General features: G+C 53.2%; 7 protein-coding genes. 4 read left to right on the forward strand and 3 right to left on the reverse strand.

Annotated elements, in window-relative coordinates; genetic code table 11:
- Positions 1 to 414 precede the first annotated feature (414 nt).
- The 3 genes from LAT75_RS12155 to LAT75_RS12165 form a co-directional block, all read right to left on the reverse strand.
- Positions 415 to 2,067 carry a hypothetical protein gene (locus LAT75_RS12155; protein WP_291482940.1) on the reverse strand — a complete coding sequence of 551 codons (1,653 nt, stop codon included), beginning with the start codon at positions 2,065 to 2,067 and terminating at the stop codon, positions 415 to 417.
- A 52-nt stretch (positions 2,068 to 2,119) separates the two neighbouring features.
- On the reverse strand, positions 2,120 to 2,770 hold the full coding sequence (locus LAT75_RS12160; protein ID WP_291482941.1) for a hypothetical protein: 651 nt from the start codon (positions 2,768 to 2,770) through the stop codon (positions 2,120 to 2,122).
- A 428-nt stretch (positions 2,771 to 3,198) separates the two neighbouring features.
- Entirely contained in the window at positions 3,199 to 5,592 is a 2,394-nt protein-coding gene (locus LAT75_RS12165; protein ID WP_291482942.1) for a TonB-dependent receptor, read from the reverse strand.
- Between the two features lie 250 nt (positions 5,593 to 5,842).
- Between LAT75_RS12165 and LAT75_RS12170 the strand changes: the two genes are divergently transcribed.
- The 4 genes from LAT75_RS12170 to LAT75_RS12185 all read left to right on the forward strand — a co-directional run bounded on the left by LAT75_RS12170 (position 5,843) and on the right by LAT75_RS12185 (position 14,514).
- Positions 5,843 to 6,859 carry a porin gene (locus tag LAT75_RS12170; protein WP_291482943.1) on the forward strand — a complete coding sequence of 339 codons (1,017 nt, stop codon included), beginning with the start codon at positions 5,843 to 5,845 and terminating at the stop codon, positions 6,857 to 6,859.
- Positions 6,860 to 7,336: 477 nt separating this feature from the next.
- Entirely contained in the window at positions 7,337 to 9,148 is a 1,812-nt protein-coding gene (locus LAT75_RS12175) for a pyridoxal-dependent decarboxylase (protein ID WP_291482944.1), read from the forward strand.
- Positions 9,149 to 10,154: 1,006 nt separating this feature from the next.
- Positions 10,155 to 14,069 (forward strand): T9SS type A sorting domain-containing protein, encoded by a 3,915-nt coding sequence (locus LAT75_RS12180; RefSeq protein WP_291482945.1) that lies wholly within the window; start codon positions 10,155 to 10,157, stop codon positions 14,067 to 14,069.
- 163 nt (positions 14,070 to 14,232) lie between these two features.
- The gene (locus LAT75_RS12185; RefSeq protein ID WP_291482946.1) at positions 14,233 to 14,514 is read left to right on the forward strand and encodes a PID-CTERM protein-sorting domain-containing protein; all 282 of its coding nucleotides are present in this window, start codon (positions 14,233 to 14,235) and stop codon (positions 14,512 to 14,514) included.
- Positions 14,515 to 14,925 lie beyond the last annotated feature (411 nt).

Below are 14,925 nucleotides of genomic sequence, written 5' to 3' on the forward strand. Positions count from 1 at the left end.
CCAAAGCTTGGGAATGGGCAAACACGAGGAAAAGCTACTGGCACATTGCTAACAGCTTCATCCTCAGCACCACCATCACTACAGATAGACTTCGGCAGTCGGGTTACGTGTTTTTGTCAGATCATTATCAAAAAGTTCGAATCAAAACTTAAAGAACCGCCCTGTACCGAACGGTATGCAGGGTGGTGTGAGAGGACGGAAAGGGAATTAATCCCTTTCCTCCTACTCGATTATCGGGCAACTGGCAGTGCCGGAGTTGATTAAGCTGCATGAGGTACTGCCATAGCATAAATGCTTTATACGTTTTCCTTTTTTGAGATTAAATAAAGCTCTTCGCAAATTCGTGAGGGGATCCGGTTAACCTCCCCGCGTGGTTTACTGAATAGGATTGATAAGACTCCAAGCTGAGCCTGCTCACAAATCATCACAAACACTTTGGGGAAGTTCTATATCCTGCTCGAACAAGTCGCCATCTTTGTAATTGGTGAGATTTAGTTCGTATTCATACCACTCTCCTTCGTACCAGGCTCCAAAAATGTATATGCCGGGTGCCGGGAATGAGATGCTGATTTCCCCATCCACCAGATTGCCTGCCTGCAGCCAGGTTCCGCCTGAGGCCGGCCGGTACACCACCGGCAGGTTGGGTCGCACTTCGATGTCATCGTTATCGGTGCAAAGGCCCCGGCCTTTGAAGTTGATGGTGAGTTCTGTGGTGTTGTTCAGCGTTACATCTACCGGGCTTGAAGAGCAAAGATCAGGCAATTCGACTTCAGCCAGCATTTGATCAGCCATGTTGTACAGCTCCAGGCGCCCGGGAATACCGACCGGAGCGTAAAGGAATTGTATGTAGCTGGGTTGTCCCGGAAGGGTACGGCTCGGTGCCCAGCCGAGGAAGGCGTTAGGTGTAACGTCGGTACGGTACAGCTTGCCGCGCAGCTGCTGATTGGAGTTCAGCAGGTTAACCTGCGTTCCATACACACAGTTCGGACCGTACCAGTCGATGTTCCACCACGACAGGTGCTGAACCTGAAAGGTGAGTCTTAAGCCGCCGTTTTTGGCAGCATCAATCTGTACGTACGATTCAAAGGTCCATTTACCCGTATCGGTGTCGTAGCTCCAGATGGGTACTTCGCTGCCGGCTTCGACCGGGCTGCCAGACTCATTGAAAACGTTTTCATCAAGCTCCATGGAAATATCTACAGGCTGACTGAAAGCGCGTACAGGCACGCCGTCAGCGGTGATATCAAGGGAGAGGAACCCGCCTGTTGTAAAATACACGCTTTCATCCTGTGTGTTCAGAAGCGCTGCCGGCTGCCTTGATGCGGCGGCAAGGTCCCCGAAATTGGAGATACGCGCGGAAAAACCTCCCGGAAAACTCTGCAGCGACTGCTCATCCGTACTGTTAAAATGAAAGATATCGGATGCAAGCGTACCTCCCAGAGCTTCTCCGCCGGCACCAAACAGAAGGGTCCCTTCAGGAATGCGCACTGTTGCAGGAATGTCCCGCCCAAGCGTGCCGCTGTCTATCAGGATTTCTGTGGTCGTTCCGGTTGCCGGTATGGCGGTGCCAATGTTGGAAGCCGTGCCTCCGCTAACGCCCTGCGGCAGGTTTTCCCGCCTTACCATAATGATTTCGACGTTGTTTGAGCCACGCTGATTAATCAGCACCGGTTGGGTAGTGGTGATGTACCCTTCAGCGCGGGCAACGATCACAAACTGCACAGGGTTGCTTTGTGAGGGAATCACATCGTCGCGGATGGCGAAAGAAACAAAGCCCTGCTCAGGTTTTAGACCCGAAATATCACGGTTAAGCAGATCAATCAGCAGGTTCCGGTCGCGGCCGTCGAGCGTGATTTGAACCTGATTGACTTCGTTAAAGCCCACAGGTTCACGCGTTTGGGAATCGCGGAAGATGACCGAAACCGTTGTTGGCCGCTCTTTGGTGTTGAGAATTACCCGGATGTCGTCGAGCGGGTTCGTAATATCACAGCCCGAAAGGTATAGCAAGAATACCGCTATGCCCAGAATAAGGGCTGACTTTAAGGAAAGTAAAATGTTCGTTTTCATAATATCTCCAACTAAGAATAGTGGTTAAGCAGCCCGGGAATCCGGGATCGGTTTAGTTGATCCGGTAAGTGAAAGACAGCGTGAGCACGGGATAAAGGGTCGCCCAGCTTACGTTGTCTTCGAGGATGGGAGCCTGTGCGGCTGAGGGCGACAGCAGCCCCTCAGCTTCAAGTGAAACCTTCGGCGGACCCTGGAAAATGAGGCCCAAATCCATGTTCACCCCAAAGCGCGAGCCGGAAAAGGCATTTCCGAAACCCAGAGCGAGATAGGGCGCAATTGGGTTAAAGGTGAATTCTGAGGAAAGGCTTCCCAGATCTTCCGGCGTGTACACATCACCACCGATGGTGTAGCTTTTTTTGGGGAGCAGATCTCCGCTGATGGTGTTGCTGTTGTACACCAGGCCCGCCGTGAGCCGGAAGCTGTTCCGAAAGGGGTGCCAGTCGGCCAGGGCTGTAATAAGCCCGAGTTTCAGGGATGCATCGAGATCATATTCGTCGTCGGCATCGGTTTCGTACAGGTAAGACGCACTCAGGAAGTTCGCCCCAATGCGCAGGTTTACCGGTTCAGAAAGCCTGTAGGCGGCCTCCAGACCCAGACCGGTTGTGCCGGCATTTGCCTTTACGGCAAACGACTGCGCCTCAGCGGTGGCTGCGGTACATAAAAAAAGTACAGGCAGCATAAAAAAGAGCTTCAGCTTTTTCATTGAAGGATGGGTTTGGTGTTTCGGAATGGGGTTTCAGGGCCCGTTCCCGTTTTCCGCTGAAACCCGGAACGCTTTTGCTGTGCAGCTTTTGTGATGATGAGCACAGGCTGCATTTTCAGCCGCCCGAAGCGGCTATACATATTATTTTACCAACGTATTCTAATATGAATGTTAGCTAATAATTGCCGGAAATGCACGCTATTTCTCCAGAAAAGCGCTACCAAAAAGGACTGATACCGAATCAATAAGCTGACAGCTTCGTCACTTATACCCTTGCGCCGGTAAATCGCGGACAGCTTACCGGATAAACCACGGGGCAGTATCCGGCCCGGAAGCCCTTCCTCCGAGACCTTCACAAAAAAAGCCGTCTGCAATTGCGGACGGCTTCTTTTTAGAATTTAAGCAGGCGTTAAGGAGCCTCACTCTTTTTAAAAATCAATGATGATGCCGATGGTCGGCAGGATGGAGGAATCGCTGAGCTGATCTACCCGCTTGAGGAAGGGCTCGTCGTTTTCGAACTGCAGCAGGTAGCTGGGCTCGCTCGGGGTGTTTTGGGCAAAGAGATTCTGGATTTCAAGGAACACATCCATCGAAAAGGTACTGAAGTTCCACTTGCGGTCGATCCGGATGTCGGTTACGCTGAAGGGGCTCAGGCGCTCGTCGCCGAGGCGGTCGAAGTCGAAGGCAAAGGCCGGGTAGCGGGCAATGGAGCGGGCTTCATCAATCGGGGCGAAGGGCGTGCGGCCGATGATGCGGCTGCGCAGGCTGAACTCCCAGTTGCTGCCCAGCCGGTAGCCGCCGGTGAAGCTGAGCAGGTGCCGGCTGTCCCAGCTTGAGGGCCGGTAAACCTCCCGTTCGATGCCCGTGAACTCGCTCCAAAACAGGGTGTAGGCCAGAATGGCGTAGTAATTGGTCTCGAATTTCTGCTGATACACGAATTCCACCCCGTAGGTGCGCCCCTTGCCAACGGAGGCAATTGCTTCGTTGCCGAGCACCTCAAAGCCACCGCCCAGATTGGCCAGACTCACGCCCTCAGCCACCGACACGGGGTAATCATCATATAGTTTCAAAAATCCTTCTATGCCAAAACGCGTGCTGCTTCGGGGGAAGAACTCAAAGCCGTAGGTGAGGTGATCGCTGCGGATGTAGCGGGCCGAGCGGTTCACGAAGTCGCCGCCTTCGCGGAAGCCGAGCAGGTTCATAGGCGGCTTTTTGAAGTAGCGCCCCGCCGAGGCCGTCATGCGCCACTGCCCGTTTTCGTCGAGGCGAAGGCTTGCCGCAGCGCGCGGCGAGAAGGTGCGGTAGATCTCGTTGCCGGTATCGGTGAAGGTGTTGCCGTCGAAGCGGAAGCCCGCCGTGAGGTCGAGCCTGCCGTCGAGCACGGGGCGCGACCACTGGAAGAAGCCGCCGTAGCTCACGAAGTCGATGCCGTCGTTGAACGAAATACCGGTGTTGTCATCAAAGAAGTCGTTCTGAAACTGATTCACCCGAAAGTTGAGGCCGGTGTTCCAGGTGCTTTTTTCGGTGAAATAGCGCAGCTCGGTGCGCGCCGTATGCCGCCATTCCGTTGCCGTGTTTTGCGCAAAAAGGCCTTCCTGATTCTCATTGTCGCGGAAACGGCGGAAGTCGTTGTAGAACCAGCTGCTGCTCAGACTGCTCAGCCAGAATCCGTTGCCGCTTTGCAGCCGGCTGCGCCACGCTATGCCGGTGGTGTTCGTACGCTGACGAATAACCGGTACTTGCTCCAGAATCGCCTGTCGGTCTGGAGTGAGGTCGCCGGGTACGTTGATGCGGAAATCGTTTATGGAGCCCACGCCCGTGAGGTACACATCGTTGAAGGCATCGATGCGGTGGTTCACCTTGTACTGATAGTCCCAGTAGTCGGGCAGGAAGGGCAGGTCGATGAGCTGAAACAGCAGCTGCAGGTACGACCGCCGGGCCGACACGATAAAGGTGGTGTTCGAGGTCGGCTCGCCGCCCCGGAACAGCGGCCCCTCAGCGGTTATGCCGGCTTCGCTTGCCCCAACCCTGAAGTTGGTACGGAATTCCCGGTCGTTGCCGGTGCGCTGATTGAATTGCAGCACGCCCGAGAGGGCATTGCTGTAGCGGGCGCCGAAAGCACTCGTGCTCAGCTCAACGCCCTCAAAAAAGGCCACATTCAGCAGCCCGACCGGTCCGCCGGCGCTGCCCTGTGTGGAAAAATGGTTGATGGTCGGGATTTCGATGCCGTCAATAAAATAGACGTTTTCGTTGGGCGCCCCGCCGCGGATGATCACATCATTCCGGAAACCGGTAACAGAGCCGGAAACGCCAGGCAGCGACTGCACAACCTTGGCAATATCGCTGTTGCCCGCCGGATAGGTCGCGATTTCCTCCGGGGAGAGGCGGTTGAAGGAAGCCGGATTTTCGACCGGTGCCCGGAAGGGTTCCGAAACGGTGAAGACCAGCTCATCCAGCGCATCGGCGGAGGGCTGCAGCTCGAAGTTGATGTCGCGGTTGCCGGTTGAGCGCACCGGGATGTTGATGCGCCGCTCCCGCTCATAGCCCACAAAAGTGGCGATAATATTGTAGTTCCCAACCGGAATGTTCCGGATTTCGAAAAAGCCCTCGAGGTTGGTGCTTGCGCCCATGCTCGTTCCTTCGATGCCCACATTTGCCCCGATAAGCGCCTCGCCGGTGCGGGCATCGGTCACACGGCCGTTCAGCGTGCCGGTTGCCTGCGCAGAAAGCTGCTCCGGAAGAAACGCGAACAGCAGCAGCGCTGAAAAAAGAAAAATACAGGAGGATGCGCAGTGCCGGAGGGTGAAGGTCTGAAAATGCATGATAAATAAGGAAAAGATGATAGCTTTTGGCAAAGTGCTGTCTTTGCAGCAGTACAATAGGACCAATTGACGGATGAAGCAGCCACCCAAAACCACCTGCGGAAAATAAATCGTTCGGCTGCATAGGTTAAACCCCCATCGCAGGCATGTAATGAAAGTTACTGAAAGATTGAGGCTGATTCCTTAAGTTAGGCCTCATCCAGATTCCTGAGCCTTAAATTAGTATTTACCCGACCGAGGATTACCCATCATGAGATTTCTGCTACAGATTGGTTTTGTTTTCTTTTTTTTACTGATGCTTCCTTTCCAGGCCTATTCCCAAAATGAGCCCCGCTATGAAGAGATGCAGCAGCTGCTCAAGCGCGGCTACATCAACGTTGGCTTTCTGGTGCAAAGCGAGCTGAATTTTTCTTTTCAGGATGATGACTACAACGGCGGCCGCGGCTTTGACCTCGGGGCTCAGCGGCTTGATGTGCGCGGACAGCTCGACGAGCAGTTCCTGTACCGCTTTCAGCTCGAGTTCCGCAACTCCCCGACCATACTCGATGCGCAGGTTGGCTACCGCTTCAGCCCGGATTTTCATGTGATGGTGGGCGCGTTCAAGCCGTTTGTGAGTATCGACCTCGACCCGAGCCCGGGCGCAACCGATTTCATCAACCGGGCCCGGCTTGTGGGCACCATGATGAACTCCCGCGAAATCGGGATCACGGCCCTCGGCAGCCCCGGCAACTGGAACTACCGCTTCGGTATTTACAACGGCACGGGCCTCAGCCGGCAAAACGACAACCGCTTCATGTACACCGGCCGCCTTGCGTATCACTTCCCGATTGAAGATGGCCGCCTGAACGTGGGCGTGAGCGGCTTCATCAATCAGACCGAAAACGCACGCGTGGGCCGCAGCGGACTCACCTCCGAAGGCGACCGCTACCTCTACGGCGGTTTCGTGCAGTACGACCGCGGTATGTTCTTCAGCTCCTTTGAAGTACTCCAAACCCGCTTTGATGCCGCTGAATTTAACGGGGCTGAAGAAACCATAAGCAGCTTTTTCATTACGGCAGGGGTGCAGCTAACAGAAAAAACGCAGCTGCTCGCCCGCTGGGATCACCTCGAATACGACCTGCGCAATCGCAGCTCCGAGCTGCTCATTCTGGGATGGAATTATCAGGCGACACGCGCCTTCAGCTTTCAGATCAACGCCTCAGCTGAGATAAACGACTTCGGCAGTAATTTCTCAGGCATGTCCGGCCTGATGCAGTTTCAGTTTTAGGCCGATTGGGTAATGGCACGCGGATTGGGCTGACCGGGCCGGATTTTCGCGGATTCAGTTTCGCATAAAGAAGCAGAGGAGCAAAGGCTTAGTTCATGTAATAAAGGCTTTCCCCAACCTTCGTGCCCTTCGTGATATCCTTCGCGAGCTTCGTGGTATAAATCCGGAACCGGGGTTTAAACACGAAGCTCACGAAGGGGCTGAAGCCTTTCCGGAATCACGATGCTTTTAAATCGAATATTATTGTCGTATTTTAAATCAAAATTATTTGTTTAAACAAAAGACCGCCCCGCACAGCCTGCCTGAGCCGCTCATCAGGGAAAGTTCAATCAGCCAATCCAATCCAGTTCAATCCAATCTGATTCAGTCAGTCCCTGTCCCTTCAGAAAATACTGAAGCGGACCCTTTGGCCGTGCAGCCTGCCGGGCGTCTTTTTTGTTACTTTCATCATCCTTTTCTGAATATTCGACTTTTAGCATGAACCCAACTTCATTCAATACCACAGATGCCGGACCGGCCTCTGAGCACATCACCCATGACCTCCTCTGCGAACCCGGCGACATTGCTCTGAAAAGCTTCTTTTTAGGCCCTCAGGCCGAAAACAGTACCTGGGTGCGGGAAATTCTCGACGAGCTTTTCGACGCCTGGTTCGACTGGCGCAAGGCGCTGTACAGCAGCGACGGCCCCGCGATTTCCGAAAGCGACATGGCGACCCCCGAATTTCTGGAGCGCCGCGAAACCATCCGCAAGCAGGTCGGCATTTTGATGCGGCGCCTGCAAAACGAGGTGCCGAGCTTCTCGCCCCGCTACATCGGGCACATGATCACGGAAGTCTCCATGCCGGCCCTGATCGGGCATATCGTAACCCTGTTGTACAACCCTAACAACATTTCCGGTGAGTCGTCGCGGGTGGGGATTCTGATTGAAGACGAAGCTGTGCGCGAGCTGCTCGCTATGGTGGGCTACAGCACCGAAGCCGGAACCGGACATTTCACCTCAGGCGGCACGGTTGCGAATCTCGAGGGAGCGCTTCGTGCCCGCGACCGCTTTGCCAAGTGGCTGGCAGCCGGTGCCATCAGCCGGAAATACGGCGATAAAACCTTCAATATGTTCGATTCATGCCTGATGGGCTGGAACAACTACGACCGCATCCGCTTCGAATATGAGCTGAATGACGATGACCTGCGCCCCTACCACATCCTGAAAGGGAACCCGGTGCACGTAATCCGCAACCTCGATCAGGTTTATGATATGGACTACGCCGGGCCCGTTGTGCTCGTGCCCGAGAACAAGCACTACTCCTGGAACAAGGCCGTAGATATTATGGGCCTGGGTGAAGAAGCCTTCGTGGGCGTTGAAACCGACGAACACGGCCGCATGTGCGTTGCCGCTCTGCGCAAAACCCTGGAAAACTGCCGTCAGCGGCAGCGTCCGCCCCTCATGGTTGTTTCCGTAGCCGGTACTACCGAGCTTGGCGAGATGGACCCCATACACGAGGTGCAGGCCGTGCTCGACGAATACCGCGAGCTGCGCGGCTGGCATATCTGGCACCATGTGGATGCAGCCTACGGCGGTTTCCTGTGCTCGCTCGATATGAGCGCCGAAGTTGTTTCCGAAAACATGCGCCGTGCGCTGGGCGCCATCCGCGAGGCCAACTCCGTTACCATCGATCCGCACAAACTCGGCTACGTACCTTATGCCTCCGGCGCCTTCCTGTGTCAGACCCGCCGGGAGTACTTCTACCGAAAATCCATTGCGCCCTATATCAATTTTGTGGGTACAGCAGAGCGGGGTCCGCAAACCATCGAAGGATCGCGTTCGGCTGCCGGTGCCGTTTCCACCTGGCTCACAGCGCGTACCATCGGCCTTAATGCCGGAGGCTATGGCCGCATTCTGGAGCGCACCATACAGTCGCGCATCCGTCTCGAAGCCATGCTGGGTGAGGCGCACCCGCTCATCCGGATTTTCCCGCATGCCGAAACCAACATCATCACCTTCTGCATTGCCCGCGAAAGCGAGGCCCTCGGCGTAAGCAACGCCCGCACCCTGGCGGTGTACAAGGCCTTCAGCCCGGAGGAAAACCATGAGTTCTACGTCTCCAAAACCACGCTCAAGCGCCCGGCCTACGACCGCCTGATCGACGAATTTACCGGCAGCTGGCAGGCCGTGCACGACACCCCCGAGCTTGTGCTCATCCGCCTCACCGTAATGAACCCCTTCTTCGATACCAAAGACAACCTCGACTACCCAACTGCTTTCACAGCGAAGCTGAAAACGGTGATAGATTAGGTTTTTTTCAGTATGTCAGTATTTCAGTATTTCAGTGTGTCGCTTGCTAATTCGCGGTGAATCTTCCGGTACCCGTGCATAGCCTTGGGTTTCAACGCGGGGCATGGTTGTTTCATTTTGCGTGAACAGGCCCGTACCCCCACAAATGCCCCGTTTTTGCACGGGCAAGGTTTAATTTCGGGGGGATGGGGTACCGAAGCTGATCTGATCTGATCAGATCAGATCAGAAGTTTACAGTTATAATCCGAAAAGAGCTGACGGGATTTCGATGACCGGCAGCTCTTGCTGTTTAAAGAGGGTCCCGCGCGGTCTTTGCGCAGATACCTGCTATTTTAAGATGTAGCGTACCGGAACTCCTTACATGACGCAAAACCTGTCTCACGCATCAGCCGGCCCTCTTATGCTCAGCTTGTGTACCTGCGCTGCGCTTACGGCCTGATGCGTACTTTTCTGCCCCATATGCAAGCCCTTACATAGGCAGGAAATCACGAGACGGCATCTTTTACATAACAGCAGGCCTCATTCATCGAAAAGGGCTTTTATATTTGAATCACAAGTAGTATAATTACGCACTAAACAAGATTGTAAGCGCTTACGAAAAGCAACACAAATAATTTTTGAAAATTATCGGAAATGAGGACTGTCAGAGAAAAAAGGCTGAATACCCCATTTTGCGGAAAGCCCCGGGAAACCGGAAGCTGTTTCGCGGCGGAAGCTGTTTCTCTGACTTACAACCCCGGTAACAGACCTGGAACGCCCTGCTCCCCTTTTGCAGGCGCGTGCGGCTAAATTTATGTTTTTCAATTAAATCAGAAACTGAATCTCAGAAACCCGAAAAGTAAATAAACCAAAACCGAACCCCGCTGCAACAGCGGAAAAGCGGAGCTCACTTATGAAACAAAATCTACGACAGCAAACGAAACAGCCCCTGCACCCGCAGGCCGAACCCGCCGGGCAAACAAGCCCGCAACCCAAACCCCGCCTCTTCGGGAAAATCCTGACCCTCGTGCTTGCCTTTGTGTTTGTAGCGGGCTGGGGGGAGGTTATGGGGCAGGTTACAGTTGCCGAAGATAATGCAGGTAATTATACTGCCGGATCAGATCTGCCAGCAGAGGGTTCAAATGAAGGTTTTGGTTTTGAAGGCTGGAATTTTAATATAAATCCATCCGGCGGTTTCGCAGGGCGTTACATCGGTGGTACCGCAATAGGAGACCCTGCTTTTGGCCTTTTTAGTGGAAATAATGTAAATGCAGAAGTAACTGCCACACGAAGTTTCGCTGAGACATTGCGCCCGGGTGATACGTTCAGTGTGGTCATAGGTCATACCCCGACAATTAATGGCGAGGTTGGGCTTTCTTTGTTAAATGGCACGACTGCTGTCTGGACATTGAAATTTGTCGGTGGTGATAGTAGATGGACTTTAAATGACGGTGGTAGCGACTTCACACCTTCTGAGAGCCAAGGATATGAAGCCAACACCTCACTAACCTTAGAATTCACTTTCGAAGGGAACAATCAATATTCTTACTCCTTTGGTTCAGATAATGGTTTTACAGGAACATTTAGTAATCAAACTGTGACCAACATCGACGGAGTTCGTTTTTTTAGTAAGAATCAAGGCTCAGATCAAAATTTTGGAATCAACAATCTCCAGATTGAATCCGCATTTCAACCCACACCAACCACCAACGCTTCTAATCTCACATTTTCCAATATCCAGAGCATGCAAATGGATTTAAGCTGGACAAGCGGAAATGGAAGTAATCGAATCGTAGTCGCACGTGAAGGAGCTCCTGTTAGTTTTACCCCCGAAAACGGTACAGACTACACCGCAAACAACAACTTTAGCTTAGGTTCAGAAGTTGGTCCGGTTGGTGAAGGCAATAAAGTGGTCTACAAGGGTAATGGCGATACATTTACGTTAACTGGTCTTGATCAGATTACGACTTATCACTTCGCGATTTTTGAGTATAATGGAAGCGGAACAGAAACAGCCTACCTCACAACTGCTGCTCTAACCGGCAGTCAAATTACAGCCAATCCTTCTATTGTATCAGCAACAAGTGGCGATTGGAATACAGGAGCAACATGGGTTGGAGGCGTTGTACCTGATGATGTATTGGTAGATGTAACCATCGCCAACGGACACACTGTTACCGTTGATGTTGATGCCAGCATCAATTCGATTACAATCGAATCTGGAGCTACCCTTCAGTTCACAACAGGCGAGCGAACGCTTACGATTTCTGATGGTGGCTTTCTCAGTAACTCCGGAACATTCATCCCCGGTGACGGGAGTATAGCCTTTGCAGGCGCAGGAAGCGTCACCGGCACATTGGCCTTCAACAACCTGAATATTTCCGGCGCGGTTAATCCGGGAACGGGTTCTACCGTAAACGGCACACTTTCGGTGCTCAGCGGCGGCTCTATGATCACGAATACGCCGGCTTATGGTAGCAGCTCCACCCTGCGCTATAATACCGGAGCTACCGTAAATCCTGGTACTGAGTGGCCTACCGGAAATACGGCAAACCCAATTAACGTTACCCTTCAGGATAATGATACTGTTGTTTCTTTTGGTTCTGATACAGCTATTCGCACGATTGGTGGCAATCTGCTGATAGGTGCTGGAAGTACGCTTCGGCTATCTACTCAAATAGGTGGTGATTTGCGCATACTCGGAAACTGGACCAATGAAGGAAGTTTTGATGCAAACGGCAGGACAGTTATTTTTGCCGGGAGTGATGATCAAATTGTAACAAATGAACAAGAAGGCGGTATTCAGATTGATTTTCTCATTAACAACAGCTTGGGCGAGGAGGGCGGTCTGAGGATAAACAGTGACCTCACGGTTCAGGTTTTGACCAATAACACCCTAATGACGCTGGACTCAATTAAGCTTACTGTAAAGAATGGTGGCCAAATTAACAATGCATTTACGGCTTTCTTTGTTAACGGCGAAACTGTAATTACTTTTGAAGGTGACGGGACATACAATGACCAGAATTCTTCTGAGTTCAATATACCCAACCTCGAGATTGGCGGTGGAGTAGCTATAGTAGCCCCTAACATTAGCCCGACTATTACCGGTCGTTTTGTCATTAACCAAGGCGGCTACCTTGCGCAAACTGCAGGTGGCGGGGGAATTGAAAGCGAAGATGATATTCCGGATTTTGCCGAGGGTGCGACACTGGTCTATACAGGTCTTTTTGAGGTTAACAGTCTCGCTTCCGGCTGGGGCACAAGCGGTGCTAAAGTACCGGATAACGTGGCCGTAGAGGGCAGCGGGAGTTTGACCATAAGTGTTCCCCGAAGTGTTTCAGGGCTGGTGAGTGTTGCCTCCGGAGCAACATTGAATGCCAACGGTAACCTGACTTTGGAATCAGGTGGATTTCTGCTCAACGAAGGTACCGTTAATGGTGCCATCGACTTCCAAAGAATTATTTCTGAGCCAACAGATTTCGATAATGCCTGGGTTTCCTTATCCGCACCTGCTTCAAATGCGCTCTTTTCCGAGGGTGATGTTTCAAACCCAACCAATGCTGAAAGGGCACTGCTCAGAAAAGTATGGACGCAAGGCTTCCCCGGTGCCAATGATACGAATGGCGCCCCAAGCGTGATTCTGTACGATGAAACAACCGGCGCGTATGCGGCCCCGGCAAGCAATGCTATCGAAGCGGGCCGTGGCTTCTTTGCATTCTTGTTTCAAAACAAAGACCGTGATGATTCAGAATCTGCTGTTGTATGGTCAACACCCTTTAGCACGCAGGGGAACATAAACAATACCTTTCCTTTCGACTTTCCTGTTTCCTACACAACCGGGACAGCCGAAGACTTCAGAGGCTGGAACCTGCTTGGTAACCCTTTCCCGGCTGCACTGCGCTGGAATACGAGTGACTGGAATCTGACAGGTGATATGAACAACTTTGCCTATTTATACGACCCGGAAAATGCAGCATATGTTGAATTTGACAGAACTGCCGGAACACCATCATCGATTTCACCTTTCCAGGCATTTTGGGTGAGGGGGACGAGCAGCAATTTTGAACTTAGCGCGGAAGCAAGTGCACGTACTGCTTCCGGCTCCATATCAGATCTTTTCAGAGGGACTCCTGAAATGATGCCGGAGCTCAGCCTTGAACTCAATGCTGCGGGCCGCAGCTCATCAACTCGGTTCAGGTTTGCTGAAAATTACGTTTCTGAATTCAGCAATAGCGATGCCTACTTCCTGTCACCGCTCTCTACTACTTTTGCATTCACCTATTCGCTGAAATCCGAGACGCCGACAGCAGTCAACTCCCTCCCCCTCGATCTCACAGAGGCCATCACCTTCCCGATAGCGGCAGGCGCGTATGTGCAGGGCAATGCCTTCACCGGGGAGGCTACCTTCACATGGCCGGCTTTCGAGAACATTCCGGCTGACTGGACCATCACCCTTACCGATACCCACACCGGCACGGTCGTTGACCTGCGTGATGCGGTATCCTACAGCTTCATCATGGAAGCACCTGCGGGGCTGATGTCGAAGGTCGAGACCTTCCGCGACTTCCAGCATGAGGGTACCCCGGTCATGCACCCGATGTTCACCGGCGAGCGCTTCATCCTCACCATCGATCCCGAAATGCCGACCTCGGCGCCGATCGGCAGCGAGCTGCCGCGCGTGGTATCCCTCAGCCAGAACTACCCCAACCCGTTCAACCCCACCACCCTGATCCGCTTTGAGCTGCCTGCTTCAGAAGAAGTGCGCCTCGAAGTGTACAACGTACAGGGTCAGCGGGTAGCGGTGCTCGTAAACGGCACTGTTCAGGCGGGCGTACATAACGTGAGCTTCGATGCGTCAACGCTTTCCAGCGGCGTGTACCTGTACCGCCTGCAAGCCGGCAATCAGGTGCTCACGCGCAAGATGACGCTAATCAAGTAGTGTGATTGATGGCGGACCGCAGACCGCGGCCGGCCGGGGAAGGGACGGGCGATACAGCCTAAACTTTCATCCCGGGCCAGCGGCGGTCAGCGATTGCCCGGACAAGCCAATACCTTTATACCCGATTTTTTATCACAGCTATACGCTTTAAACTACCCTACCTATGAACCGATTATTTTCTTCTTTCGCCGGCCTTATTGTACTCGCTCTGCTGTTCGTCCTCCCCCTTGAAACACAGGCACAGGACCGTGATCAGCAGGTATGGCGGGACAACCCGCCCGCACAGCCGCTGAACAACCCGGGTCCGCCACAGCTGCCCGGTGCGCCGACCCAAACCCCGATCGGCAGCGGACTCGGCATCCTGCTTGCAGCCGGCGGCGCATACGCACTGCGCAAGCTGAAGCAGCAGAAAAATGACGGCCCGGCTGCAGATCAGCAGCTCTAAGCAGCAGCACAATTCTGAAACAGCCCCCGGAGCTTCGGCACCGGGGGCTTTCTGCGTTTACGGGCCGCGATGATGGGCCGCGGATTTTGCGGATCGGGCCGGATTTGCGCGGATGTTTGGAGTTGACCGGGAGACGGCGGACCGCAAACGGCAGATTTAAGCCAAAAGCTAAAAGCCAAAAGCTAAAAGCTAAAAGCCAACCTTGTAATCCCGAACATTTCAAAATAAATGCACCAACCAGCACCCGACCCTGCGCCTGTGAGCACAGAATTGCCCAGAAACCGGCAAACACACCAACCAGCACAATCCTGTGCATGTGAGTACTGAATTGCCCAAAATGCGGCAAAATCACCAACACGAAGCCACAACCGCGCTAATGATCACAAAAATCCACAAAATGAGACAAAGCAA

Source organism: Cyclonatronum sp. (assembly GCF_022565315.1).
GTDB lineage: Bacteria > Bacteroidota > Rhodothermia > Balneolales > Cyclonatronaceae > Cyclonatronum.

What these genes read in the sequence shown, in the direction of transcription:
- LAT75_RS12165 (WP_291482942.1), bottom strand. Translation starts at nt 5,592, where the DNA reads ATGCATTTTCAGACCTTCACCCTCCGGCACTGCGCATCCTCCTGTATT.
- LAT75_RS12170 (WP_291482943.1), top strand. Translation starts at nt 5,843, where the DNA reads ATGAGATTTCTGCTACAGATTGGTTTTGTTTTCTTTTTTTTACTGATG.
- LAT75_RS12155 (WP_291482940.1), bottom strand. Translation starts at nt 2,067, where the DNA reads ATGAAAACGAACATTTTACTTTCCTTAAAGTCAGCCCTTATTCTGGGC.
- LAT75_RS12160 (WP_291482941.1), bottom strand. Translation starts at nt 2,770, where the DNA reads ATGAAAAAGCTGAAGCTCTTTTTTATGCTGCCTGTACTTTTTTTATGT.
- LAT75_RS12185 (WP_291482946.1), top strand. Translation starts at nt 14,233, where the DNA reads ATGAACCGATTATTTTCTTCTTTCGCCGGCCTTATTGTACTCGCTCTG.
- LAT75_RS12175 (WP_291482944.1), top strand. Translation starts at nt 7,337, where the DNA reads ATGAACCCAACTTCATTCAATACCACAGATGCCGGACCGGCCTCTGAG.